This is a genomic window from Leifsonia sp. 115AMFTsu3.1 (assembly GCF_004362795.1).
GTDB lineage: Bacteria > Actinomycetota > Actinomycetes > Actinomycetales > Microbacteriaceae > Leifsonia.
In genome coordinates, this window is sequence record NZ_SNYB01000002.1 from 609,475 (window position 1) to 635,377 (window position 25,903).

A 25,903-nucleotide genomic window follows, 5' to 3' on the forward strand; every position below is an offset into this window, starting at 1 on the left:
GACGCGCCCGGGAGTCGTCGATCGCGGCGTACCGTGTGCGCCATGACGTTCGATCCGAATGCCGACATCAGTGGTGGCAAGGTGCGCCGACGCGGGCGCACCGCCGGGATCGCGGCGGGAGGTGTCGGCCTCGGAGCGGTGGTCATCCTGCTCGTCTCGCAGCTGTTCGGCGTCGACCTGACCGGGATCGTCGGCGGGGATGCGGGCGGCAGCACCCAGCAGATCGGCACGGGCGACCAGGCGGTCGACTGCTCGACGGGCGCCGAGGCGAACGCCAGCGTCGACTGCCGCATGAAGGGGGCCGCGGCGTCGCTCGAGGCGTACTGGTCGAGCGAGCTTCCGGAGCTGGGCGCCACGTACTCGTCGCCCGAGTTCATCCTGTTCGAGGGCCAGACGGGAACGGGATGCGGCTCGGCGACGAGCGCGGTCGGCCCGTTCTACTGTCCGCCCGACCGCACACTGTACGTCGACACCGGCTTCTTCGACGAGCTGCGCTCGCGCTTCGGCGCGAGCGGCGGGCCGTTGGCCGAGATGTACGTGGTGGCGCACGAGTGGGGACACCACATCCAGAACATCGGCGGCATCATGGAGCAGCACAGCAGCAGGCAGACCGGTCCGGCGTCGGACAGCGTCCGCACCGAGTTGCAGGCCGACTGCTTCGCGGGCAGCTGGGCGGGCGCCGCATCCACCACCGACGACCCGAGCGGCCGGCCGTTCCTGGAGCCGATCACGGACGAGCAGATCGCCGACGCCCTGAGCGCCGCTGCAGCCGTGGGCGACGACCGCATCCAGCAGGCCTCGACCGGACGCGTCGACCCGGAGGGCTGGACGCACGGCTCGGCCGAGCAGCGGCAGCGCTGGTTCACCACCGGTTTCCGGCAGGGCGCGGCGGCGTGCGACACGTTCTCCGTCCCGGCGTCGCGGCTCTGAACCGCTACCCTCAAGCCATGCGGAGCCTGTACCCCGAGATCGAGCCGTACGACAGCGGAATGCTGGACGTCGGCGACGGCCAGCAGCTGTACTGGGAGGTCAGCGGCAATCCCGAGGGGAAACCGGTCGTGTTCCTGCACGGCGGCCCGGGCGGCGGCACGACGCCGGCCCACCGACGGCTGTTCGATCCGGAGCGCTACCGCATCGTGCTGTTCGATCAGCGAATGTGCGGCCGCAGCCTCCCGCATGCCAGCGAGCCGGAGGCCGACCTCAGCGTCAACACGACCTGGCACCTGGTGGACGACATCGAGCGTCTGCGCGAGCACCTCGGCGTCGACCGTTGGCAGGTGTTCGGCGGTTCGTGGGGCAGCACCCTGGCGCTGGCGTACGCGGAGACGCATCCCGAGCGGGTCACCGAACTCGTGCTGCGCGGCATCTTCACGCTGCGAGCGCACGAACTGGACTGGTTCTACGAGGGTGGCGCGTCCGCGCTGTTCCCGGATCTCTGGGAGGGGTTCCTGGAGCCGGTTCCCGAGAGCGAGCGGTCACGTCTGATGCGTGCGTACAACCGCCTGCTGTTCGACACCGACCCGGCCGTGCACCTGCCCGCCGCCGTCGCCTGGTCGCGCTGGGAGTCGTCCACGATCACCCTGTTGCCGCGGCCGGAGCTCGTCGAGGCGTTCACCGAGCCGACGCATGCCGTCGCGTTCGCGCGCATCGAGAACCACTTCTTCGTCAACGGCGGTTGGTTCGAGGAGGGGCAGTTGATCCGGGATGCGGAGAAGCTCGCCGGGATCCCGACCGTGATCGTGCAGGGCCGCTACGACGTGTGCACTCCGCCGATGACCGCGTGGGACCTGCATCGTGCGCTTCCGGAGGCGGACCTGCGGATGATCCCGGATGCCGGGCACGCGTTCGACGAGCCGGGCATCCTGGATGCGCTGATCGAGGCGACCGACCGCTTCGCCGACGAGGATGGGGACTCAGCCGGCTAGGACCGCGAGCGCCTTCCGCAGCTGGGTGGATGACGTGGTCATCGTGTACGGGAAGTACACGACCTCGACGCCGACGGCCGCGAACTCGCGCTCGAGCCGCATCCCCTTCTCGGTGCCGCGCCAGTCGTCGCCCTTGAAGAACACGTCGAACCGCAGTTCGCGCCAGGTGTCGAGCTTGTCGGGGACGGTCTCGGCGACCGCCTCGTCGACGTAGTCGATGCTCTGGACGATCTCCAGCCGCTCGGCGAGGGGGATGACCGGGGTGATGCCCTTGGTGAGCTCCAGCATCTCGTCGGAGACGACGCCCGCGATCAGGTAGTCGCACTGGCTCTTGGCGTGTTTCAGGATGTTCAGGTGTCCGATGTGGAACAGATCGAACGCCCCTGCGGCGTAGCCGACGCGTCGGGTCACGGGCTTCCCCCCTTGGTTTGAGATTTCCTCACCTATTCTGGCGGATTAGTGAGGATTTGTCACCAAGTGATCTCGGGGTGCGCTGAATGTGCCCTGTGCGGGTGTCAGGCGGTCTGTGCGGCCTCCAGGAGCGCAGGTGCGATGCGCTGTACCAGCGGGTCGATCTGGCCGAGTGCCGCCTGATACGCGGCCTCGCCCCGGCCGTACGGATCGAGGATGTCGCCCTCGTCGTATCCCCGGCGGGTAGGGGCGCCGAGGGAGCGGATGCGGAGGGCCGGACGGTGTGCCGCCGCCCACGCGACGAGCTCGCGCACGTCCGAGCCCTCCGGCGCCCCGACGATCGCGTCGGCGAACTCCGTGAGGGTGAACGCGCGGCGCACGATCCGCGGCTCGTGCTCGGTCACCCAGGCGAGATGCTGCTGCGTCGCGGTGAGGACCAGGTCGGACCCGGCGAGCAGCTGCCGATCCGCCTGCCGGGCGACGAACTCGGAGACGTCGATCCCGCGGTCCTCCAGCAGGCGGTCCATGGGCGGGTTCACCGGCCAGCCGCGCTCCGCGTGCGTCCCGGCGGAGTGCACGTGGAAGCGCGGATCGGACTCGAGCGCCTGAGCCAGCAGGAACTCCATCGCGGGGGAGCGGCAGATGTTTCCCGTGCAGACGGTGAGGATGCGGAAGGTGTCGGAGCCGGGCATACCGCCATTCTTCCGGAAAGGCCCGGGATGGGTCCGGCGGCCCCGAAGCGCCTGGCTGGGCCACCCGAAAGGGGGGGTGTATCGCCATAGCGTGTCGACAGGGACGCGCGATAGATTTAACGGTTTTGGTTCGCGGTCTTGCAGGAGCTCGTGCTAGCTTTCTTCTCAGCTCCGCGCAGAAGGCCTGGTCTCACCTCTGTGTTTTTCTGTTCGCGAACTATCAGTATTGGAAGACAGTCCATGGTCCGCAAGGCCAGACACCGCCTCACCAACACCCAAAAGTCCCCCGCTCCCCGCATCTTCACCCGCAACATCGTCGTCACCGCTGTGGCGACGGTCGCCACCGCCGGTATCGCCGTCTTCGGCCTGCCGGCGATCACGGCGTCGGCTGCACCCTCCAATTACGTCGTCGGCAGCCAGCTGGTCTCCGACGACTTCTCCCGCGTCACAGCGGGTGGATGGGGCAGCGCGCCGGTCGGCGGCGCCTACCGGACCACCGGCACGACGCCCTTCTCGGCGACCGGCGACGCCGGCAGCATGACACTGCCGCGTCCCGGCTCGTCGCTCACGGCGACCCTGCCGTCGGTCACCGCCGGTGACGTCACGACGTCGGCGACGATCGACGTCCCGCGCATCCCCTCCGGGGGCAACGGCATCTTCGCCGGTGTGCAGACCCGCGTCGCCGCCGGCTCGTACTATCAGGCCAACATCCGGGTGAACGCCGCAGGCGCCCTCACCCTCACGATCCTCCGCATCAACGGCTCCACGGCCGACCAGACGACGGTCGGCAAGGAGATCCGGGTCGCGACCGGCCTCAAGGCCGGGGCATCGGTGCACCTCGAGTTCCAGGCGACCGGGTCGAACCCCGTCCATCTGCAGGCTCGCGCCTGGCCCGAGGGCCAGGCGAAGCCGGACTGGCAGTCCGTCGCCGACGACTCCAGCGCGAAGCGGCTGACCTCCGCGGGCAGCCTCGCCGCCTGGTCGTACGTCTCCGGCTCGACCGCCGCTCAGCCTGTCGCGTTCGACACGCTCGCCGCGTCGACGCTGAAGCCGGTGGAGGAGACCCCGACGCCGACTCCGACGCCGACCACCACTCCGACGCAGACGCCGACCCCGACGCAGACGCCGACCCCCCAGCCGAGCGAGCCGACCGCACCGGTCGACCCCGCGCCGCCGGTCACCCCGCCGACGCAGCCGCAGCCCGCTCCGACCGGCGACCCGTCGATCGACACGTCCGGCACCCGCTTCCCGACGGGCGCGGCCGCCATCGGCAGCACCGCGTACGCGGTTCCCGCCGGCGCCCTGCTCGTGGCCCCGAACGGCTCCGACACCGGAGCGGGGACGGCATCCAGCCCGTTCCGCACCGTGCAGCACGCCATCGACGTCGCCGGGAACGGCGCGACGATCGTCCTGCGCGCGGGCAGCTACCACGAGTCGCTGACCGTGCCGGCGACGAAGAAGCTGACCATCCAGTCGTACCCGAAGGAGGCCGCCTACCTCGACGGCAGCTCCGTCGTGAAGGGCTGGACGCAGAGCGGCACCACCTGGGTCGCCGGAGGCTGGAACCACGTCTTCGACTCCAGCCCGACCTACACGCGCGGCGCCGGCGACGGCTCCACGCCGGGCTGGCAGTGGCTGAACCCGTCGTACCCGATGGCCGCGCACCCCGACCAGGTCTGGATCGGCAATGCCGCCCAGCAGCAGGTCGCGAGCCGGTCACAGGTCCGCCCGGGCACCTTCTACTACGACACCGCGGGCAAGACGCTCGTGCTCGGAACCAACCCGGGCAGCCAGGAGGTGCGCGCAAGCGACCTGCAGAAGGCGATCAGCGTCCAGTCCGCCGGCTTCGTCCTGAAGGGCGTCGGGGTGCGCCGCTACGCGCCTTCGGTCCCCGACATGGGTGCGGTCACCGCGTGGAAGGGCGGAGCGCTCTTCGAGAACGTCTCCTTCACCGACAACGCCACCACCGGTGTCTCGCTGGGCGGCGACGGCAACACGCTGCGCTCCGTCACGGCGGCCCGCAACGGCCTCCTCGGCGTCCACGCGAACTCGTCCGATCACCTCACCCTCGACGGCGTGCTGGCGGCGGACAACAACTCCGAGCACTTCAACACCTCGCCCGTCTCCGGAGGCGTGAAGATCACGCGGTCGCGGGTCATCGAGGTCCGCGACAGTGCGTTCCTCCGTAATCAGGCAGCCGGACTCTGGTTCGACGAGTCGGTCTACGGCATGACGATCGCGCACAACGACGCCATCGGCAACGCGGGCAACGGCATCTCGCTCGAGATCTCGTCGACCGCGACCCTGGTGGACAACGTCGCGTCGCGGAACACCTCCGCCGGCATCAAGCTGAACAACATCAGCTCGGCCAAGGTGTGGAACAACACGCTCAGCGACAACGCGCGCAACCTCGACATCACGCAGGACTCGCGTCGGGGCAACAACGCGTCGGACGCTGGTCACGACCCGCGCCAGGCGTTCCCGGACCCGACCATGACCTGGGTCACCGGGCCGGTCACCATCCGGAACAACGTCATCTCCGGCGGGACGGGCAACTGCCTGCTGTGCGTCGAGGACTACTCGCACCAGCTGTCCGCCGAGCGGATGCAGATCAGCAGCGATTACAACCTGTACCGCAGGGCCTCGGCTTCGTCCCCGTCGTGGGCCGTGATCTGGTCCCGCGGCGCCGGTGACCCGGCCGTGTACTCCACGTTCTCGGCGTTCACGTCGGCGACCGGGCAGGAGGCGCACAGCACGATCGCGGAGAACGCACCGTCGCTCGCGCCCTCGCAGCTGATCGCTTCGGTGGTCGGCGCGGCCACGGCCCTCCCCGGCGACATAGCGTCGCTCATCGGAAAGCCGGCCGGCACCGTCCACGTCGGCGCCTGGTAACACCGGGGCGCCCGCAGCGCGGGTTCCTCTAGAGCACGTCCTCTCGGCCGTCGTCGGGCACTTCCGCCCGACGGCGGCCGAGGTCGTGTGTGACGTACCAGAGGTTGGGCAGCACCTGGCAGACCAGGACGCTGATCGCGGAGCCGATGATCGGTCCGCCGGCACCGATGACGCCGATCAGCCACCAGGAGAGCACGAGGTTCAGGGGCACGCTGGCGAGGATCGGCCACACCTGGAAGGTGAGGCCGCGCTTGTCCGTCATGTACATCCCCGCCGGGTACTTGGCGGCCTGCAGGGCGACGAACACAACGAACCCGCCGACCAGCCACGGGTCGAGGGTGAACCTGTCGCCCGCGATGAAGTGGGTGAGCAGCGGCGAGAGCGCGGCGAGCAGGAGCCCCAGTCCGAGGCCGCCGGCGAGGAACCACATCGTCGGCTTCATCGGCGACTCGATGCGCGACTCCGACCGGGCCCTCGCGTAGATCGGCCAGAGCGCGACGCCCGCGGCGGCGATGGTCTGCACGACCAGGCCGAACAGCTGGGAGGCGAGGTTGTACTGCGCGAGCTCGGTGCCGGTGGTCAGGTGGCTGAGCAGGAGGCGGTCCGTCTGCATGGCGATCGGGAGGGCGACCATCTGCACGAGCATCGGCCACGCGACGCCCATGGCGGGAACGCCCGGGTAGCGCCGGGGGAACGGCACCTCGCGGAGGGCCTTCCCGATCTGCGGACGGATGAGGCGCGCTGCGACCAGGAGGCAGATCAGCGATGCGAGGCCGTTGGCGATGTACGAGAGAACCGCGAGGAAGCTGCCCGCCGGAGCCGACAGGGCCACCAGGGTCGCGAGCCCGAGGAACATCGCCGGGGCGACGACGGCCTGGCTGGCGGTCTGGGTGCTGGTCCGGCCGAGCCCGACGAGCACGCGCGAACCGACCGTGAGCGGCAGCACCAGCGCGAACGTGCCGAGGCACAGGAACGCGGCGAGGCTCCCGCCGTCCGGCAGCAGCGCACCGCCGAGGATGGCCGGCCACCAGCCGAGCAGCGAGATCACGAGGCCCACGCCGACGATGGCGGCGGCGGAGCACAGCAGTATGCGGAAGGCCGTCACGATCGTGCTGCGGACCAGGCGGTCGGATGCCGGTTTGTCGGAGCCGGCCACCGCGTTGATGACGACGGCCGCGATCCCGAGGTCCGCGAAGGGCAGCAGGGCGGGAAGTGCCGCGAGCAGGCCGTATTGGGCGTAGGCGTCGGTGCCGAAGTTCTGGATGATGAGCCGGCTGTTGACGATGCCGATGAGACCGGAGATGCCCATCACGACGACCTTGATGACCGCCGTCGACCCGACGGCGCGCACCATCCCGGTCCGCTGCGGCTTCAGGGTCGTCATGCCGGTACCTGCTCTTCGAACAGGGCGCGACCGGCGGCGATGCGGCCGTCGACGGCGGGGAGGGCGGAGCGGATGTCGGCGGCGGTGCGGTGGCGGGCGAGCGCCGCATCCACCCCGTCGGCGATGCGTGCGGCGTCGGCGTCCCCCGGAAGGACGAGGTGGCCGGCGTCGATGAGGAACTCGGCGATGCCGGTCTCCGACGTGGTGACGACCTCGCAGCCGTGGGCGAGCGCCTCCACCAGGGGAAGACCGATCTGCTCGCGCCAGTCGCCGACCCGTCGTGACGGCAGCACGAGGACGTGCGCGCGCAGCAGTTCGGTGTGGATGACGTCCCTGGGCGGATCGACGAGGAGCCGGATCGAGGGGTCGGCGTCGGCCGCGGCCCGTGCCTCGTCGAGCATCCCGCCCGACCCGATCAGCGTCAGCGTCGCCAGCGGGCGCCGGGAACGGATGGCCGGCCACGCGGCGAGCACGTCGCCGAATCCCTTGCGAGGCGAGAAGGCGCCGAGGAAGACGACGCCGTCGGGGTCGCGCTGGACCGTCCGCTCGGCGTCGCAGCGGCACGGGCTCGGGAGCGCTTCGACCGTCAGCTGGCGGCGGGGGCGGCGGGCGAAGGTCTCGCCGTAGAGGTCGCGGGCGCCGGGCGTCCCGTAGACGACGGTGTCGAGACGGTGCCAGACGTAGGCGCTCAGCATCCGCTCGACGGCGCGACGCAGGCGGCTGCGGAGGCGAGGCGGGCGGGCGGCGAAGGGGTCGAGGTTCTCGATCGCGTACGTAGCGACTTCGGCGCGTGGTGCACCGAACAGGCGCTTGAGCCCGAGCGCGGCGAGCACGGCGGCGGTCCGGGGGAGGGAGTCGAGGTAGAGCGGCTCGTCGACCTCGACCCGGGTGATCCTGCTGCGGAGGGCCATCCGTGCCGCCGCGATGCTGCCGGCCTGCGCCAGCTCGATACCGGACGCGAGCTCAGGATCGAAGTCGTAGCGCTTCACGCGGTACACGATCGCCGCAGGGTCGAGCTCGTGGGCGCGCTCGAGGTGCACGCTGCGCACCTGGTCGTACAGGCGGACGTGCTGGTGGTGAAGTGTTGGCGCTTCGCTGGCCACGGGCAGCTCCGGGGTCTGGTCGGGGCCCTCGAGTCGGGTGTCGGGCCTCTGCTGAGCGAGTCTAGACAGGCGGAGGCCAAATAACGAGATATTCTCAAAAATGCACCCAGTCTTGGGGGTCGGCGCTGGCTCTGACCGCGGAACGGCCCCTAGGGTGGATCGCACCATGACCGAGCCCGAGCGAATCGTCGTCCAGCAGTCCTTCCCGGATCCGCGGCCCACCACCAACCCGTACATCGTGATGCTGCGCGACGCGCTCACGTCGACGCCGGGACTCGAGGTGCGCACGTTCTCGTGGCGGCGCGCGCTGCTCGGCCGGTACGACGTGTTCCACGCGCACTGGCCCGAGATCCTGGTTTCGGGGCAGAGCCGGATGAAGGCGCTTGTCCGCCAGGCGCTGACGGTCGTGCTCATCCTCAAGCTCCGCGTGACGCGGACGCCGATCGTGCGGACGGTCCACAACCTGCACCTGCCGGACGGCATCTCCCGGCGCGAGCGCGCCATCCTCCGCTGGTTCGACCGGCGGACGACGCTGCGCATCCGGCTCAACCCCACCACACCGTTCCCGGACGGCACGGCTTACGAGACGATCCTGCACGGCGACTACCGGGAGTGGTTCGGCCGCTATCCGCGTCCGGCGCGCGAGCACGGCCGGCTGGGCTACTTCGGGCTCATCCGCCGCTACAAGGGGGTCGAGCAGCTGCTGGAGGTCTTCGCCCGGGTTCCAGGAGACGACCTGCGGCTGACCGTCGCGGGCAAGCCGTCCACCGAGGAGCTCGCCGAGACGATCCGCGCGCTCGCCGACCGCGACGAGCGTGTCCGGGTGCAGCTGAGCTTCCTGCAGGACTCCGAGCTGGCGGACCTGGTCGGACGCAGCGAGCTGATCGTGCTGCCCTATCGCGACATGCACAACTCGGGAGGGGTGCTCACCGCGCTGTCGCTCGATCGTCCGGTGCTCGTGCCCGACAACGAGACGACGGCGGCGCTCGCCGAGGAGGTCGGACCCGCGTGGGTGAGCCGGTACGCCGAGCTCACGCCGGAGGTGATCCGCGACGCCGCCGAGCACGCCCGCGGCGTCGAGGGCCGGCCCGACCTGAGCGCGCGTTCGTGGGCGGACGCGGGGCCGCAGCACGCGACCGCGTACCGCCGGGCGATCGACCTCGTGCGCGGCGGCCGGGGTCGGCGCCGCAGGCGGGAGCAGACGGTCAGCTCCTGAACCGGGCCTCCCGCACCAGGCGGCCGTTCGCGGCCGCTGCGCCGAGCGAGGTGAGTCGCAGCCCGCGCGCCGCGTAGCCGGCCACGACCTCGGGGAGCAGCGTGGCGTGGTCGACCGTGGGGGCGGGCCCGTCGTCGACGCCATCGACCGCATCCGCGTGCCCGTCGTGGCCGAGGATGATGGCGCCGCGTTCCGCCGACAGGGCAAGACGGAGCCGCTCGTCGTGCGGGGCGTCGCGCCAGTCCGCCAGCGTCGGTCCCCAGAGCACCGGCTCCATGCCTGCGGCCTTCACGGCACGCCAGGAGCGCAGACTCTGCGCGCCGTACGGCGGCCGGAACCAGTGGATCGGGCGCCCGGCGAGGTCCTCCAGCTCGGCGCGCGCGTCGCGCATCCGTCCGGCCAGTGCGTCGGGCGGCAGCGTGGTGAGGCGGCGGTGGTCGGGGCCGTGCAGGGCGAGCTCGTGGCCGCCGCCGAGGATGTCGTCGAGCAGGCCCGGATCGCGACGGGTGCGGCTCAGCAGCACGAAGAATGTCGCCGTTGCGCCCGCGTCCGCGAGGGCCGACAGCACCGTGGAGGTCCGGAACGACGGGCCGTCGTCGAACGTCGCGACGACCACCGGCTCCTCGGTGCGGACCCGCATGACGGACCCCACGGGAGCTCCGGCGCGGCGGACGAGGGCGATCGCCCGGTCGCGGACGCTCACTGCGGAGTGCCCTGCGTCGTCCGCGCGTACTCCTGGTAGACGCCGCCGAACGCCGCCCACACCATCCCGGCACCGCGGTAGGCGGCGCGGGATCCGCGCGCCTGGTGGCCGGGGGAGCGGAGGAGCAGACCGAGTGCCGTCCTGGCCACGCCGAGTACGACACGCGCGGCCCCGCCGACCGCAGCGCGGACCCGCGCGACGGCGCGACCGGTCGCGCCGCTCGCCAGGCGCACGCTGACGACAGCGGTCGAGTTGCCGTGACTCCACGCCCGTCGGAGCACCCAGCGGCGGCTGATCCGCGCGGACGGCACAAGGTCGGTGATCACCGACTCGTTGCACCACACCATCCGGTAGCCGGCATGGGCGAGCTGACGGCTGAACAGGGTGTCCTCCCCGCCGCTCAGACCGAGGTCGAGCGCGAACCGCACGCCGCTCTCGCGCACCTGGTCGAGGTCGAGCAGGAGGTTGCCGGCCGCGGCGACGTGGAGCGGCGTGCCCGTCGGCAGGGAGCGCCGCACGAAGAACCGGCCCTCCTCGATCCACCGTCCGGGCGGTCGCTCGAACTCCGCGACGACCCGGCCGGAGACCAGAGCCGGCTCCGAGATGCGCCACACCCGGACGAGCTCGCGCAACCAGCCGGCGTGGGGGTGCTCGTCGTCGTCGATGAAGGCGAGCAGCCGCGACCCTGTGCTCTCGTCGAGGGCGCGGTTGCGCGCGGCCGCGATGCCGGGCTGCGGCTCGACGACGTACCGGACACCGGCCTCCTCGGCCGCCGTGCGTCCGCTCGCACCGGGGTCGTTGTCGACCACCAGGACGTCCGTGGTCGTGGTGCCGGCGGCATCCAGATCGTCGGCCTGCGCCTTCAGCAGGGGCAGCAGCACCCGCAGTTCCTCGGGCCGATGGAACGTCGGAACGGCGATCGTCACGGGCAGGCGCTGGTCGGTCATCGAGTTCTGGTCCTCGCATCGGGTGGCGGAGTCACCATGCTCACACAGGTATAGGCTTCACGCCAGCGCCCGGACGGGGGCGGTCGGCAGGAGGGGAGCAGGATGGCGTTCGAGGGGTTGGCCGTGATCGTCGTCGGCTACGGCTCCTCCGGACTGCTCGCCGAGAACCTCGCCCCGCTGACCCGTCGGCTGGAGGGCGCGCGCACGTTCGTCGTCGACAACCGCACCTCCGACGCGGAGCGCGAGGCCATGCGCCGGCTCTCCGCGGCGGAGGGATGGGACCTGCTCGAGCCGGCGGAGAACCTGGGCTTCGGGCTCGGGATGAACGCGGCAGCGGAGCGCGCCATCGCCGCCGGCGCCGCCCACCTGCTGCTCCTGAACCCGGATGCGACGATCGAGCCGGCGGACATCTCGGCTCTGCTCGGCGCGGCCGGTGACGACCCGCTCGTCCTGCTCGCGCCGCGCGTGCTCCGGCCGGACGGGTCGGTGTGGTTCGACGGCTCCGACCTGCATCTCGGCGACGGGCGGATCACCGCGACCCGCAACCGCGAGCGCCTGGGCGTCCGCGACGCCGAGGAGTGGCTGAGCGGCGCGTGCCTGCTGGTGAGCGCGGAGCTGTGGACGCGGATCGGCGGGTTCGGCGACGGCTACTTCCTGTATTGGGAGGACGTCGAGCTGTCGTACCGCGCGCGACGCGCGGGAGGCCGCGTGGAGGTCGTGGAGGCCGCGACGGCGGTGCACGCCGAGGGCGGGACGCAGGGCGACGGCCACGCGACGAGCGGCGAGGCGAAGTCCACGACGTACTACTACTTCAATATCCGGAACCGCCTGGTCTTCGCGGCACGCAATCTCGACGCCGCGTCGGTGAAGCGGTGGCGGCGGGCCAGCATCCCGATCGCCTACGAGGTGCTGCTGCAGGGCGGGCGGCGCCAGTTCCTGCGGTCGGCGGCCCCGCTCGCGGCGGCGTTCCGGGGGGTGCGGGACGGTCTGCGGGCCTCCCGGCGTACACGCTCCCGGTGAAAGTCCCCCGAACAGGGGAGCAACAGTTGAGGATTTCTCGTCATAGACTGTGAGGGCAACAGAGACCCGACCCTGGTGCACACCGAAGACCGAGATATGCGGATTCTCGCCCGCCCGTCACGGTCGACGCTTCCGTCGTCGGGTTTCTCCGTACCGACCGACGAGAACGAGAGAAGCCGATGCAGAGCAAGGCGAGGCGATCAGGGGAACCGCTCAGCATCGCCATGGTCGGAACGCGTGGCGTGCCCGCCCGGTACGGCGGCTTCGAGACCGCCGTCGAGGAGGTCGGCTCCCGGCTGGCGGAGCGCGGTCACCGCGTCGTCGTCTACTGCCGTCCGGCCGACGGAGAGCGCCCCGACGAGTACCGCGGGATGGAGCTCGTCCACAAAGGCGCGATGCACCGCCGCTCGCTCGAGACGCTGAGCCACACCGGCCTCTCGGTCGCCCACCTCCTCCGCCACCGCACGGATGTCGCCCTGGTCTTCAACGCGGCCAACTCGCCGTACCTCCCGCTGATCCGCGCCGCGCGCATCCCGGTCGCCACCCATGTCGACGGCCTCGAGTGGAAGCGCGACAAGTGGAAGGGGACGGGCCGCCGCTACTACCGGCTCGCCGAATCCGCGGCCGTCCGCTGGTCCGACGGGCTCATCGCCGACGCGCAGGGCATCGCGGACTACTACCGCGACGAGTTCCACACGCCGACCCGGCTGATCGCCTACGGCGCTCCCCGCGTGGCCGACGAGTCCGACCTGCTGGCGGGTCTCGGACTGGAGCCGCAGGGTTACCACCTGCTGGTGGCCCGCTTCGAGCCGGAGAATCACGTCCACACCATCGTCGACGGGTATCGCCGCAGCGGCGCGCGGCTCCCGCTGATCGTCGTCGGGTCCGCCCCCTACGCGGACGCCTACACGGCCCGGGTCCACGAGCTCGCGGACGACCGCGTGCGGTTCCTCGGCGGGGTCTGGGACCAGCGCCTCCTCGACCAGCTCTACGCCAACGCCTTCAGCTACCTGCACGGACACTCGGTCGGCGGGACGAACCCGTCGCTGCTCCGCGCGATCGGCGCCGGAGCGCCGACGCTCGCCTACGACGTCGTCTTCAACCGCGAGGTGCTCGGCGACAGCGGCGCGTACTTCACCACCGAGGGGGATGTCGCCCGCGTCGTCGAGGCGGCGGAAGCCGACCCCGATGGGCACCCCGGCCGCCGAGCTGCCACCCGCGCCCGCGCCGCCGGATACGACTGGGACGACGTGGCCGACAAGTACGAACTCCTCTGCCGCGACCTCGCCGACCGCGTGCAGGTGCGCGCGAGGCGACCGCTCACCGTCCAGCGCGTCGGCTCCGCCCCGCGCCTCACCGGCGAGGCGGTGGAGTCGTGACCGGCGGAACGCTCGACGGCGCGACGACCCGCGAGACCTACGGCTCCGTCCTCCGCCGGCTCGCCGCCGCGCAGAAGCCGGCCGCCCGCAGCGCTCCCGCCTACTCCCGGTTCGTCAACCGCCGGCTCGGCCGGTACCTGACGGCCTGGGCGTACCGGGCCGGACTCACCCCGAACGGCGTCACGGCGATCAGCGCCGCGTGGACGTTCGCGGCCCTCATCCTGCTCGTCGTGTTCCCGCCGTCCTGGCTGCTGGGCATCGGCGTCGCGCTCATGCTCCTCATCGGCTACGCCTTCGACAGCGCCGACGGCCAGCTCTCGCGGCTGACCGGGCGCAGCAGCCCGGCCGGCGAGTGGCTCGACCACATGGTCGACGCCACGAAGGTCGTCAGCATGCCGCTGGCGCTCGGCCTCGGCCTCTACCTGCACGACGCGGTCCCGGTCGCCTGGCTCGTCGTCCCCCTGTTCTCCGCGGTGATCTCCTCCGTCCTGTTCTTCGGGATGATCCTCACCGAGCAACTGCGGCGCCAGCACGGCCGGGTCTCCCTGGCCGCCGATGCGCCCGGCCGTCCGTCCTGGATGCGCGCGGTGCTCGTCCTTCCCATGGACTACGGGGTGCTCTGCCTCTCGTTCGTCCTGCTCGGCTGGCTTCCCGGCTTCCTCGTGCTCTACACCCTCATCGTCCTCGCGACGACGCTCTTCCTGTTCGCCGCAGCCGTCACCTGGTTCCGCGAGCTCCGTTCCGAAGGAGGCCGGCCATGACGTCGGACGACAACACCACCCCGCTGCCCACGCCGGACGACCAGACCCCGGAGAACCAGACGCCGGAGCAGAAGGACCGCTGGACGCGCAAGCGCATCGGGCTCGTCGCGCTCGCCGCTGTCGGCGGTCTCGCCATCGTGGCCGCGATCGTCATCGCCTCCGTGTACTCGTTCTCGCGGCCCGCGGGCGGACCGGTGCCGGACGCGCTCAAGCCGGCGGCGACGCAGCTGCCGCGGCCAACGGACAGCGCGGACTCCGCGCCGTCCACCTCCACGCCGTCCGACGCACCGAAGGGGTCGCCGGCGACGGCCTCCCCGGCGAAGAAGGGCGAGATGGATGCGCGCTTCGGCGGCGTCGTCGCCCAGACCGCCGAGGTCAAGCAGGATGTGAAGACCCCGTCCGGTCTGACCGCGAACGTCGTCTCCGTCGAGTCCTACACGGCGACCGCCACCCGCCCCGGCGAGGTCAGCGGACCGGCCGTGAAGGTGACCCTGCGCCTGACCAACGGGACGGGCGGCGCATTCCCCCTCTCGACGGCGACCGTCAACGCCTACTACGGTTCGAGTGCGACGCCCGCAGCACCGGTCGCCGGCGACTCCGCCGCCAAGCCCTTCACCGGATCCCTCCAGCCCGGAGCATCCGCGACGGCGGTGTACGTCTTCACGGTGCCGGCGGACGACGACAAAGCGGTCACCGTGACCCTGAGCGACCAGGCGGGCGCCCAGCTCGTGGTGTTCCAGTGAGGGCGGCGGACGACCGGGTGACCGAGGGGGAGAATCGATGAGCTCCAAGCAGTACGCGCAGGCGTTCCGGCGATTCTGGTACGTCGTCGTCATCGCGACGATCGCCGGAGCGCTGCTGGGCTTCGGCCTGTCGCAACTGGCGGTCAAGAGCTACACCGCGACTTCCGGGCTGTACTTCTCGCTCAATTTCGGCGGGTCCGCGAACGACCTGAGCCAGGGGTCCACGTACACGCAGAACCAAATGCTGTCGTTCGCGCAGTTGGCCGAGTCGCCGGTCGTGCTCACACCGGTCGTCGACCAGCTGGACCTGTCCATCACGCCGAGCCAGCTCGCCGACTCGATCTCGGTGAGCACGCCGCAGAACACGGTCATCCTGGAGCTCGCCGTGACCGACACCAACCCGCGCCAGGCGGCGGACATCGCGAACGCGGTAGCGGCCAGCCTGTCGAGCACGGTCGAGCAGATCGCGCCGAAGACGGCGCAGGGCGCGGCGACGGTGTCCGTCCGCGTGATCGAGCACGCCGCCGTCCCGAAGTTCGCGTCGTCGCCGAACACGCGGCTGAACGTGCTCTCCGGCCTATTGCTGGGGCTCATCGTCGGCGCCCTCATCGTGGTGCTGCGCGCGACCTTCGATACGGGCGTTCACAACGCCGAGACCGCGACGGAGGTCGCGAAGGCTCCGCTCGTCGGGTCGATCCAGCGGGAACGGAACAAGGACGGCGTCCCCGTGCTCGTCTCGGCGCCGCTCTCCAATGCGGCGGAGGCGTATCGCCAGCTGCGGTCGAACCTGGAGTTCGTCACGCTCGGCTCGCCGACCCGGTCGTTCGTGATCACATCGTCGATCCCGTCGGAGGGCAAGTCCCTGATCTCGTCCAACCTGGCGCTCGCCCTCTCCGAGACCGGCCAGCGCGTCCTGCTGATCGACGCCGACCTGCGTCGCCCCGCCATCGCCGGGTACACGTCCCTGTCGGGCAACGCCGGGCTGACGTCCGTTCTCGCCGGCCGCGCCGACTTCGAGGACGTGGTGCAGCGCTGGGGCGCGGGCGACCTGGATGTGCTCGCCGCCGGTCCCATCCCGCCGAACCCGAGCGAGCTGCTCTCGTCGCGGGCCATGAGCGATCTCCTGGAGCGCCTGCGCGCCCGCTACGACGTGATCGTCATCGACACCGCGCCCCTCGGATCGGTCGCCGACGCATCCATCCTCGCCCGCCAGGTGGACGGCGCCCTCGTGGTCGTCGACCGCACGCGGGTGCGCAAGCAGCAGCTCGCGCAGACCGTCGACTCGCTGCAGAAGTCGGGTGCAGCCGTGCTCGGCATCGTGCTGAACCGCGTCGCGGCGGGCAAGGAGCGCAACGCGTACTACATGGCGGAGCAGCCGCCGCGCCGGCTCGGCCTGCCGGGTCGTCGTGGCGGAGCTGCAGCGGAGTCTGCCGACACGACGGAGGCTGGAAGCACGGCGAAGCGCTCCGCGAAGGGCAAGGCGGCGGAGGGCGAGCCGGCCGAGAACGCCGCCGCGCCCGATTCCCCCTCGGACGCGGCGCGCAGTCACAGCGCCTCCTGACCCATGAGCTTCCTCAGCGGCGCGCTCGTCGACCGGCTGCTCCTGCTGGCCGTCGCGCTGGGTGTCGCCGTGCTCGGCTTCCTCGTGCTGCGCCGCGCGCCGCGCCTGGCGGTCGCCACCTGGATCGTCGTGCTGTGCTTCGTGCCGATCTGGCTCGGGTTCGGCATCGGCTTCAACGGCAACTACTACCTGCCGCCCGCGACCGCGGCCGCCCTGCTGGTGGTCGCCGCGCTTCTCCCCGTCCGCCGCTTCCGGCTGAGCTGGATGGATGCGCTGATGACGCTCGTGGTCGTGGCGGCGCTCGCCTCCATCCTCGCCGGGAATGCGGGAATCGCCCTCGGCGCCGCGATCATCGTGGTCACGTACTTCGTCGCGGGCTACATCGTGGGCCGCGTCGCCCCGCTGCGCGTCGACCCGGCCTGGGTCCACGGCGCCATCGCGGTCTGCTTCACGATCGTCGCGGTCCTCGCCATCATCGAGGGGCTGACGCACTGGAACCCGTTCGTGCTGATCAAGTCCGGCAACTCGCTGTACTCGATCTGGGGCACCATCCAGGAGCGCGGCGGCGTGCCGCGGGCGGAGGGCGCTTTCGGGCACAGCATCGCGCTGGGAGCGAGCCTCGCGATGGCCGTCCCGATCACCCTGGCCGCCCCGTTCCGCCTCTGGGTGCGCGGCCTGATGGTGCTGACGATGCTCGTCGCGACGGTGTACACGTTCAGCCGGATCGGGATGATCTGCTCGCTGCTCGGCGTCGCCCTCTCGGTGCTCTTCATGCGGGATGCGATCTCGCGTCGCGCGCGCATCGCCATCACCACGATCGTGGTCGTGGCCTCGGCCATCGTCTTCCCGCTGGTCTCCGCCGTGTTCGACGACGCCGGTGCCGAGGCCTCTGACAGCGCGGACTACCGCGGCGACCTCGTCTCCCTGTTCGGGACGATGAACCTCGTGGGCGTCGCAGGCTCGGCTCAGAAGAACTCGGCCGGCTCCCTCTACTTCGGCAACTTCCGCTCGATCGACAGCCAGCTCATCCTGACCGGGCTGACGAACGGGATCATCGTGCTGATCGCGATCGCCGTCGCACTCGCCTTCGGCATCCTGCTCGTCCTGCGGGGGAAGGCTTCGCCGGCGACGATCGCCCTCGTGGCGCAGATCCCCGCGTTCGCGACGGTCGCTCTGATCACGCAGTACTCGATCTTCGTCTGGTTCGTCGCGGGCCTCGCGGCCACGACGCAGCTCGCGCCGGATGCCAGCAGGCCGCTCGTGCTCGGCCGGCCGACGCGTGTGCCGCAGCCGGAGCCGGATGCGCTCCCTGCCGGTCGCGGCTGATCGGCCGAGCGCCTGATCGGCCGAGTGCCTGATCGGCGCTGCAGGTGATCGGCGCTGCGCGTGATCGGCGCTGCGCGTGATTGGCGCTGCGCGTGATCGGCGCTACGCCTGATCGGCGCTACGCCTGATCGGCGCTACGCCTGATCGGCGCGACGCCTGATCGGCGCTACGCCTGATCGGCGCGACGCGTGATCAGTGCCGGGCGACGGCCCGGACGAGCTCCGCGATGCGGCGGCGGTACGACTCCGGGCTGTGCTTGCGCCGAGCGGTCTCGGCGTCGTCGTCGAGGAGCGGCGCCGACGTCTCCCACTCGGCGATGGTGCGCTCGAGCGCGTCGGCCAGCGACGTCGCGTCGCCCGGCTCGACGGTGACCGTGGTGCGGTAGCCGTCGGTCGCCTCCAGGAGCCCGCTGGTCGCGCTGGCGATCACCGGACGTCCGCTCAGGATGCCCTCGACCGCCGTGTTGCCGAACGGCTCGTCGGCGACCGACGGCACGAGGACGACATCACCCGTGCTCAGGAAGTCCCAGACGGACGGCTGAAAGCCGCGGAAGGAGACGCGCGACTGGAGGCGCTTGGCCTCCACCTTGTCGCGCAGGTCGCGCTCGTACCACTCGTAGCCGGGGAAGACCGCGCCGACGAGGTCGAGGCGGGCGGGGATCCCGCGGGCGTCGAGCTCGGCGATCGCGTCGATGGCGACGTCGACGCCCTTGCGGGGAGAGAGACGCCCGATGTACGTGACCCGGAGGTCGCCGTCGAGCTCCGGACGGGCCGGGCTGCGGGTCTCGGGACCCGGCACGGCGTTGTAGACGATGTGGGTGCGGCGGCCGAGAGCGGGGAAGGCGCTCTCGAGCACGCCGACGCTGAAGCGGCTGTTCGCGATGACGCTCCCCGCCAGCAGCAGCGGCGCCGAGAGGACGCGCTTCACCAGGCGGGATGCGGCGGCCTCGCCCTCGTGGACGTGCGCGACGACCGGCACGCGGGCCAGCCGGGCGAGCCCGATCCACAACGGGATGGTGACCGTGTTCACGTACACCGCCGCCGGCCGCTCACGGCGGAGCAGCGCGGAGCCGGATCGGATGCCGCGCACCGTCGTGGCAGCGAAGCGGAGGAAGCCCCGCGGCCGCAGGACGCTCTTGCGGAGGACGGGCGAGGCGCACAGCTCCACCCGTGCGCCCCTCCGCCGCAGTTCGGAGACGAGGGGGCCGTCACCGGGGACCGCCACCACGACGTCCCAGCCGTCGTCGACCAGCCCGCTCACGGACTCGAGGAGCACCCGGTCGGAGCCGTAAAGCTCCGAACCGGGGTGCGCCACGAGGATGGTGCGGCGAGCTCTGCTCGCTGCGCTCACGGGACCGGAACCACCGCGAAGTTGTCGAACCGGGTGGTGACGGGGATGTCGGTCGCGGTGCCCGAGACGTAGGTGCGCAGCCCGGTCGTACCGGCCACCTGGAGGGCGGCGGTCGTGTCGGTGGCGCTGAGCATCCAGTTCGCTGGCTCGGTTCCGCCTGCGGCCCACACCTTGGCGCGGATGGTGGTCGGCGAGGTGCCGAACACCTGGACCCGCACCTTGAGCTGGTCGCCCGCGAGAGCGGTCAGCCCGGTGATGTTCGCGGCCTGGAGGGTGGTGGAGCCCTGCAGCAGCTGAAGCTGCACGGCGCCTCCCGCCTTCACCCAGACACGGCCCTCGTAGTCCGTCGATCCGACCATGCGGCCGATCGCCGAGTAGTAGATGCCGCCGCCGGTCGCCGCCTTGTCGGCGGAGATGGTGACCGTGACATCCGACCGGGTCGAGGTGACCGAGTTGAGAAGTGCCGTCTTGGTGGTTCCCGCTGCCGCCACCTGCTGGCCGAGGCCGTTGGTGGTGTTGAAGCTGGTCGCGCCGCCCGAGAGCGTCCACGCCCCGCCGATGTCGGCGGTGCCCCATCCGTTGGCCGTCGTCCGCTCGAAGCCGTCCTGAGCGATCGCGTTGGGCGCCGGCGCGGTGGCCGTCACGGTCTTGGTGGCCGTGGCGGTCCCTCCGCGGTTGTCCGTCACCGTGAGCGTGATCGTGTAGGTGCCGGCCGCCGCGTAGGTGTGGCTGTCGGTGGCTCCGGTGCCGGTGGCGCCGTCACCGTACGCCCAGGCGTACGAGGCGATGGTGCCGTCCGGGTCGGCCGATGCGCTGCCGTTCACCGACACCTGCAGGTTGCTGGCCGTCGCCGTGAAGGAGGCGGTCGGCAGCTGGTTCGGCGGGACGGTGGTGGTGACCTGGTGCTGGACCTGGTTGGTCGCACCCTTGTCGTCCGTCACCGTCAGGGTCACGGTGAACGTGCCGGCCGCTGCGTAGGCGTGGGTCGTCGTCGCACCGGTTCCCGTCGCTCCGTCTCCGAAGTCCCAGGCGTAGGAGGCGATGGTGCCGTCCGAGTCGGTCGAGCCCGAGCCGTCGAACGCTGCCGACAGGTTGGTCACCGACGAGGTGAACGCGGCCGCGGGCGGCTGGTTCGGCGGCGGAGCCTGCACGGTGATGTCGTGCTGGACGCTCGTCGGCGTTCCCTTGTCGTCCGTCACCGTCAGCTTCACCGTGAAGGTGCCTGCGGCGGCATAGGCGTGGGTCGCGGTCGCGCCGGTCCCCGTCGCTCCGTCTCCGAAGTCCCAGGCGTAGGATGCGATGGTGCCGTCCGGGTCGGACGAGCCGGATGCGTCGAACGAAGCGTTCAGGAAGGTCGCGTTCGAGGTGAAGGCGGCCACCGGGGGCTGGTTCGGCGGCGGTGCGGTGACGCCGACGTTCTGCGTCGTCGCGTTGGTCGCGCCCTGGTTGTCGGTCACCGTGAGCGTCACGGCGTAGACGCCGGTTCCGCTGTAGGTGTGCGACGCGGTCGCTCCCGTGCCGGTCGAGCCGTCACCGAAGTCCCAGACGTAGGAGGCGATGGTGCCGTCCGGGTCGGACGACGCCGACGCATCCACGTTCACCGTCAGCACCGAGGTGCTCTGGGTGAACGAGGCCACCGGGGTCTGGTTCGGCAGGGTGCCGGTCGTGGCCAGGCTGTAGTGGTTGGCCACATCCTGAGCCGACAGGACCGTGGAGTACACCGCGGCCTCATCGAGCGTTCCGTTGAAGTACGGGCCGGTGGAACCCCAGGTGTTGTCGCCGCCGATGCGCCAGTATCCGTTGTAGGCCTGCGCGCCCGTCTGCGGGTTGGTGCCCACGAGCTGGCCGTCGATGTACAGCTTCATGCCGTCGGCGCCCTGCGAGGCGACCACCTGGTGCCACTGGTTGTTGTTCAGCGGATTCGGGGTGGTGATGGTGTTCGCCTGGCCGGTCCAGGTGCCGAACACGATCCGGCCGTCATCCTGCATGTAGACGTGACGGTCGTAGTTGCTCGACAGTCCGGTCTTGGCATCGCCGAACCCGATCAGCTTCCCGCCCTTGGTGGTGCTGGTCTTGAACCAGACCTCCTCGGTGTAGGTGGTGGGGTTCGCGAACTGCTGGTTGCTGGTGACGATGCCGCCGTTCGAACCGTTGATGTTCGTGTTGAACTTCACCGCCTTGTCCGCGGTGCCCGGGAGGACACCGGACTGGTTCTTCGTGGTGGCCGTGCCGGAGTACGTGCCGTTGTTCGTGTAGGCGTCGGCACTGTTGGCCGTCGATCCGCTGGTCTCGTCGAGACGCCAGAAGATGTCGGGGTTGCCGTTGTACACCGCGGCGCCGTAGGCGTCCGCCGGCGCCGGCGCCAGGGGCGACGGGCGTCCGGAGGCGACGTACTGGTTCACCACGGTGGTGCGGTCCAGCACGGTCGGGTAGATCGCGACCTGCCCGATGCTGCCGGCGAAGAAGTTGCTCGCCGGCTGGCTGGGCCAGCCTCCGATGTTGTCTCCGCCGACCCGCCAGTAGCCGGTGTAGCCCTGGCCGCTGGTGACGTCGGTGCGGGAGCCGGCCAGCTTGCCGTCGATGTACAGCCGCATGCCGTTGGCGCCGAGGGAGGCGGTCACCTGGTGCCACTGCCCGTCGTTGAGGCCGGCGGCACTGTTCAGCGTCTGGACCGATCCCGGGTAGACGCCGAAGTAGATGCGTCCGCTGTTGTCCATGTAGACGTGACGGTCGTAGCTGCCGGAGGTGCCCGTGTTGGCGTTGCCGAACCCGATGATCTTGCCGCCGCTGGTGGATGTGGTGTTGAACCAGGCCGAGACGGTGAACGTGTCCGGTCCGGTGATCGCGGTGGGCGTCACGGCCAGACTGGTGCTGCCGTTGAACGTGCTCGCCGTGACTCCGGAGATCGGTCCCGCGGCGCCCTGGGTGATCGCGGTCTCCTGCAGGTCGTTGAAGCCGATGTGGTCGAACGCGGTGGTGCCGCTCGCCTCATCCAGCGGCCAGTAGGCGGAGGCGCCCGCCTGCGTCACCGAGTCGGCGTAGGGTCCGCCGCTGTTGGTGGCGGCGACCGTGACCGCGTTGGTGTCACGCGATGTGGTGTTGTTGAACGGGTCGTAGACCTTCACGTGGTAGATCGGGTGACTGCCGGGCGTGAGGCCCTTGTCGGTGAATCCGATCATCGGCCGCGTGTAGAAGTTCGAGCGCACGGTCGTCTGGTAGACGGGCGTGGTGCCCGCGTCACGGTAGACCTTGTACGTCAGGTAGCCGTTGTCCATGTCGTAGGTGGCGGCGAAGCTGACGCGCACCTCTCCGGCGTTGAACGACGCTGCCGTCGGTGTCAGCGGGATGCCCTGCGGGCCGACCTTGTTCGGTGCGGACGACGGGACGGCGAAGCGGGCGAGGCCCTGCTGCGCGATGCCGTTCACGGTCGGGAACTCGCCGCCGTAGACGACGTACTTGCTGTTGCCCGAGACGCTCCAGGTGGCCTGGCTCTGACCGGTGAAGGTGCCGACGGTCCACTTCGGGAACCAGTCGAGCAGCGACGGGGACGGCGTGCCGGCCCAGTTGTAGTAGCCGTACGGGTCAGCGGTGATCGTGCCGGTCGCGGCCTTGCTGAACGCGATCGAGTTGTAGAACGTCCACTGCGGGCTGGTCTGCGGGAAGCCGCCGATGTTGCCGCAGTAGTGCGGGTGGCCGGCGACGTAGAGCGGACCGTTGTCGCCCTGCGGGTAGATGGAGTACGTGTCACCGTGGCAGTCCTCGACCCAGTTGATCGACCCGGTGTTCGGGTCGGCCGAGAAGCTGCCCTCGAGGTTGCCGCCCTGGCCGAAGACGTAACCGGAGCCGTAGATCCGGTCGCTTGTGGCGTAGAGGGCGGTGATGCTCGCCTGGGTTCCCGCGTTGCGCACCGTCTGGTTCGCAGCGAACGGGAGGATGGCGGCGGTGCTGGCGTCCACCGCGGCGAGGCCGTAGTTGGCGACGCCGCCGATGTTCTGGAAGCGGCCGCCGACGATCAGCTTGGAGCCGTCCTTGGTCAGCGTCAGCGCATCCACCGGGGCGTCCGCGTTGGCCTGCCAGTTGAGGGTCGATCCGTCGGTGGCGCTCACCGCTCCGACGTACGCACGGGCGACGCCGTTGATGGTGGATGCGTCGCCGCCGGTGTAGACCACCGTGTTGGACGCCGCGACAGCGCGCGTCTGCGACTCCATGATCGGCTTGAACGCGCTGATGATCGTGTTCGTCGCGGTGGAGAACGCGGCCAGGCGGTAGTAGCCCTTGCCGTCGATCGAGGTGAAGTCGCCCACCACGTAGATGCGGCTGCCGTCAGGCGATGCAGTGATGCCCAGCGCCTGCGCGTTCAGGTTCGGCGCGAACGGGAGGAGCGCGCCCGTGGTGATGTCGTACGCGAGGAGGTTGTTGCGGGGAACCTCGTTCGTCCCGGCCGGCGACCCTGCCGGACGGGCGGAGGTGAACTTGCCCGCAACGTAGACCGTGTTGCCCACGACCGTCTGCGCCCATGCGACGCCGTTGATCTGCGGCGTCGGGAGCACGTCGTCGCTGACGGTGATCGGCGTCGCCGGGTTCGTCGGGTCGGGTGGGGCCGTGTCCGCTGCGGCGGGCTGCGCGATGGCGAGTCCGCCGAAGACCAGGCCGATCGCCGTGAGGACGGCGGTCAGGATGCCCAGTGAGCGAGAGCGTGGGCGTTGTGTTGTGCTCATGACAACCTCGGTGTCTTTCGGTCGGGGGAGGGAGCGAGGAGGTTGGGCGTGAGGGCGCATCAGTACGCCCCCACGGGATGTGTCAGCACCTTCACGGTGCGCCACATGATGACGAGGTCGCCGGTCAGCGACCAGTTCTCCACGTAGTAGAGGTCCAGGCGGACGCTCTCCTCCCAGGAGAGATCGGATCGACCGTTCACCTGCCACATCCCGGTGAGTCCCGGCTTGATGTAGAGGCGGCGGTGGACGTGGTTCTCGTAGCCCGCGACTTCGGCGGGCAGCGGCGGACGCGGGCCCACCAGGCTCATGTCGCCGAGGAAGACGTTGACCAGCTGCGGAAGCTCGTCGAGCGAGAACTTGCGCAGGTAGTGGCCGACGCGGGTCACGCGGGGGTCGTTCTTCATCTTGAAGAGCAGTCCCTGGCCGTCGTTCTTCTCCTGCAGGGCGGCGAGGCGCGCCTCGGCGTCGGTGACCATGGAGCGGAACTTGTACATCGTGAAGCGCTCGCCGTTGCGGCCGACGCGCTCCTGCGCGAAGATGACCGGCCCGTTGTCGTCGAGCTTCACCAGCAGGGCGATCGCCAGGAAGAGCGGCGAGAGCAGCAACAGCGCGAGGCCGGAGGCGAAGAAGTCGAAGGCGCGCTTCAGCACGTGCTTGCCGCCCTCGAACTGCGGGATCTCCACGTGGATGAGCGGAAGGCCCTCGACGGGACGGAAGTGGATGCGCGGACCCGCGACATCGGTGAGCGGCGAGGCGAGCACCAGCTCAGTTGCCGTGCCCTCCAGCTTCCACGCCAGCTTGCGGACGAAGTCCCCGCTGCTGAGGGCGCGGCCGGCCACGATCACCGTGTCCGCGCCCAGCCGCGCCGCAGCGTCTGCGACCCCCGACAGGTCGGAGACGATCGGTACCTCACGCTCGGGGCCGGCGATCCGGCGCCGCATCTCGGCGTCCTTCTTCGCCCCCTTGCGCTTTCCTGTGTCGAGAGCGGCACCCACGACGTTGTAGGCCGCTCCCGACTTCTGGTGGATCTGGCGGACGACGTAGTCGACGTCGTCGAAGCGCCCGACCACGAGCGCACGCGAGAGGTAGTGGTCGAAGATGCGCTGGCGGATGAGCCAGTGGCGCCACAGCCAGCGCGAGAACAGGACGCCGGCGAGGCCGGCGGGCAGCGCGACGATGAAGTAGCCGCGCGCGATGTCGACCTTGGCGACGAGAAAGAGGATGGCCAGCAGGCCGAAGGTCGTCGCGGTCGCGGAGACGACGCGGCGGTATTCGGCGACGCCGAGCCCGACGACCCGCGCGTCGCGCGTGTGGTAGACGGAGAGCGTGAAGAGCCAGGTCGCGGCGATGATCAGCGACAGGTAGAGGTAGTCGATGTGGAACACCGACGTCGGCGCCGCCGCGTCGTCGAAGCCGAAGCGCACGAAGACCGCGCCGATCGTGGCGACCAGGATGATGGTCGTGTCGGTGGCGAGCAGACGGTAGCGGTAGAGACGGGCCCAGTTGCGCTCGGAGCTCAGTCCGCGCAGCGCGCTGGGGGCGACCGGCGCGTGGAGGCGCGGGCGGATGACAGTCATGCCAGGACCTCCACGAGACGGCCCACCGGGGAGCCGACGGCGGCTGGGGGGAAACCGTGGTCTCGAACGGCTTCACCGCCGCCGACTCCGCTCAGGGGGTGACGGTCGTGGAATCGCGCGCGCCGAGCGCTCCCCGTTCGGATGGGGTTGAGTGCGGGAAGCGCTCGGCGTGGCGAAATCGGGTACACGTTTGTC

At 70.6% G+C, this 25,903-nt stretch carries 19 protein-coding genes; 10 read left to right on the plus strand and 9 right to left on the minus strand.

The window, feature by feature from the left end; genetic code table 11:
• Positions 1 to 42 precede the first annotated feature (42 nt).
• Positions 43 to 930, plus strand: coding sequence for a neutral zinc metallopeptidase (locus AXZ95_RS13865; protein ID WP_018192207.1), 888 nt, complete (start codon positions 43 to 45; stop codon positions 928 to 930).
• 17 nt (positions 931 to 947) lie between these two features.
• On the plus strand, positions 948 to 1,925 hold the full coding sequence (pip, locus tag AXZ95_RS13870; protein ID WP_018192206.1) for a prolyl aminopeptidase: 978 nt from the start codon (positions 948 to 950) through the stop codon (positions 1,923 to 1,925).
• On the opposite strand, the gene AXZ95_RS13875 is transcribed toward pip, so the two are convergent.
• Entirely contained in the window at positions 1,914 to 2,336 is a 423-nt protein-coding gene (locus tag AXZ95_RS13875; RefSeq protein ID WP_018192205.1) for an adenylyltransferase/cytidyltransferase family protein, read from the minus strand. The two genes, pip and AXZ95_RS13875, sit on opposite strands and share 12 nt — an antisense overlap.
• 104 nt (positions 2,337 to 2,440) lie before the next feature.
• The gene (locus AXZ95_RS13880; RefSeq protein WP_018192204.1) at positions 2,441 to 3,028 is read right to left on the minus strand and encodes a hypothetical protein; all 588 of its coding nucleotides are present in this window, start codon (positions 3,026 to 3,028) and stop codon (positions 2,441 to 2,443) included.
• 240 nt (positions 3,029 to 3,268) lie between these two features.
• Between AXZ95_RS13880 and AXZ95_RS13885 the strand changes: the two genes are divergently transcribed.
• On the plus strand, positions 3,269 to 5,920 hold the full coding sequence (locus AXZ95_RS13885; protein WP_018192203.1) for a right-handed parallel beta-helix repeat-containing protein: 2,652 nt from the start codon (positions 3,269 to 3,271) through the stop codon (positions 5,918 to 5,920).
• A 28-nt stretch (positions 5,921 to 5,948) separates the two neighbouring features.
• Here the strand turns inward: AXZ95_RS13885 and AXZ95_RS13890 are convergent, their stop codons facing one another.
• Together AXZ95_RS13890 and AXZ95_RS13895 are read right to left on the minus strand one after the other, a co-directional pair.
• Positions 5,949 to 7,304: an oligosaccharide flippase family protein gene (locus tag AXZ95_RS13890; protein WP_018192202.1), complete on the minus strand. Its 1,356-nt coding sequence runs from the start codon at positions 7,302 to 7,304 to the stop codon at positions 5,949 to 5,951.
• Positions 7,301 to 8,407: a glycosyltransferase family 4 protein gene (locus tag AXZ95_RS13895; RefSeq protein WP_231374475.1), complete on the minus strand. Its 1,107-nt coding sequence runs from the start codon at positions 8,405 to 8,407 to the stop codon at positions 7,301 to 7,303. The genes AXZ95_RS13890 and AXZ95_RS13895 overlap by 4 nt, the downstream gene beginning before the upstream one ends.
• 166 nt (positions 8,408 to 8,573) lie before the next feature.
• Between AXZ95_RS13895 and AXZ95_RS13900 the strand changes: the two genes are divergently transcribed.
• Positions 8,574 to 9,623, plus strand: coding sequence for a glycosyltransferase (locus AXZ95_RS13900; protein ID WP_018192199.1), 1,050 nt, complete (start codon positions 8,574 to 8,576; stop codon positions 9,621 to 9,623).
• On the opposite strand, the gene AXZ95_RS13905 is transcribed toward AXZ95_RS13900, so the two are convergent.
• Both AXZ95_RS13905 and AXZ95_RS13910 read right to left on the minus strand, forming a co-directional pair.
• Positions 9,613 to 10,326 (minus strand): polysaccharide deacetylase family protein, encoded by a 714-nt coding sequence (locus tag AXZ95_RS13905; protein WP_018192198.1) that lies wholly within the window; start codon positions 10,324 to 10,326, stop codon positions 9,613 to 9,615. The genes AXZ95_RS13900 and AXZ95_RS13905 overlap by 11 nt on opposite strands.
• Positions 10,323 to 11,273: a glycosyltransferase gene (locus tag AXZ95_RS13910; RefSeq protein ID WP_018192197.1), complete on the minus strand. Its 951-nt coding sequence runs from the start codon at positions 11,271 to 11,273 to the stop codon at positions 10,323 to 10,325. The genes AXZ95_RS13905 and AXZ95_RS13910 overlap by 4 nt, the downstream gene beginning before the upstream one ends.
• Before the next feature lie 102 nt (positions 11,274 to 11,375).
• On the opposite strand from AXZ95_RS13910, the gene AXZ95_RS13915 reads away from it, so the two are divergent.
• The 6 genes from AXZ95_RS13915 to AXZ95_RS13940 all read left to right on the plus strand — a co-directional run bounded on the left by AXZ95_RS13915 (position 11,376) and on the right by AXZ95_RS13940 (position 18,063).
• Positions 11,376 to 12,293 carry a glycosyltransferase family 2 protein gene (locus tag AXZ95_RS13915; protein WP_018192196.1) on the plus strand — a complete coding sequence of 306 codons (918 nt, stop codon included), beginning with the start codon at positions 11,376 to 11,378 and terminating at the stop codon, positions 12,291 to 12,293.
• 179 nt (positions 12,294 to 12,472) lie between these two features.
• Positions 12,473 to 13,672: a DUF1972 domain-containing protein gene (locus AXZ95_RS13920; protein WP_018192195.1), complete on the plus strand. Its 1,200-nt coding sequence runs from the start codon at positions 12,473 to 12,475 to the stop codon at positions 13,670 to 13,672.
• A complete protein-coding gene (locus AXZ95_RS13925) occupies positions 13,669 to 14,433 on the plus strand; it encodes a CDP-alcohol phosphatidyltransferase family protein (RefSeq protein WP_018192194.1) in 765 nt (254 codons plus the stop codon). The genes AXZ95_RS13920 and AXZ95_RS13925 overlap by 4 nt, the downstream gene beginning before the upstream one ends.
• Positions 14,430 to 15,176 carry a hypothetical protein gene (locus tag AXZ95_RS13930; RefSeq protein ID WP_018192193.1) on the plus strand — a complete coding sequence of 249 codons (747 nt, stop codon included), beginning with the start codon at positions 14,430 to 14,432 and terminating at the stop codon, positions 15,174 to 15,176. Before AXZ95_RS13925 ends, AXZ95_RS13930 begins: the two co-directional genes overlap by 4 nt.
• Before the next feature lie 37 nt (positions 15,177 to 15,213).
• A complete protein-coding gene (locus tag AXZ95_RS13935; protein WP_018192192.1) occupies positions 15,214 to 16,737 on the plus strand; it encodes a polysaccharide biosynthesis tyrosine autokinase in 1,524 nt (507 codons plus the stop codon).
• Between the two features lie 3 nt (positions 16,738 to 16,740).
• Positions 16,741 to 18,063 (plus strand): hypothetical protein, encoded by a 1,323-nt coding sequence (locus AXZ95_RS13940; RefSeq protein WP_018192191.1) that lies wholly within the window; start codon positions 16,741 to 16,743, stop codon positions 18,061 to 18,063.
• Positions 18,064 to 18,255: 192 nt separating this feature from the next.
• On the opposite strand, the gene AXZ95_RS13945 is transcribed toward AXZ95_RS13940, so the two are convergent.
• Genes AXZ95_RS13945 through AXZ95_RS13955 form a run of 3 tightly spaced genes read right to left on the minus strand, consistent with a single transcriptional unit; the run spans position 18,256 to position 25,708 of the window.
• Complete coding sequence (locus tag AXZ95_RS13945; RefSeq protein WP_018192190.1) at positions 18,256 to 19,413, minus strand: glycosyltransferase; 1,158 nt, start codon at positions 19,411 to 19,413, stop codon at positions 18,256 to 18,258.
• Positions 19,410 to 24,131 (minus strand): PKD domain-containing protein, encoded by a 4,722-nt coding sequence (locus tag AXZ95_RS13950; RefSeq protein WP_018192189.1) that lies wholly within the window; start codon positions 24,129 to 24,131, stop codon positions 19,410 to 19,412. Before AXZ95_RS13950 ends, AXZ95_RS13945 begins: the two co-directional genes overlap by 4 nt.
• A gap of 59 nt (positions 24,132 to 24,190) precedes the next feature.
• The gene (locus AXZ95_RS13955; RefSeq protein WP_018192188.1) at positions 24,191 to 25,708 is read right to left on the minus strand and encodes a sugar transferase; all 1,518 of its coding nucleotides are present in this window, start codon (positions 25,706 to 25,708) and stop codon (positions 24,191 to 24,193) included.
• Positions 25,709 to 25,903 lie beyond the last annotated feature (195 nt).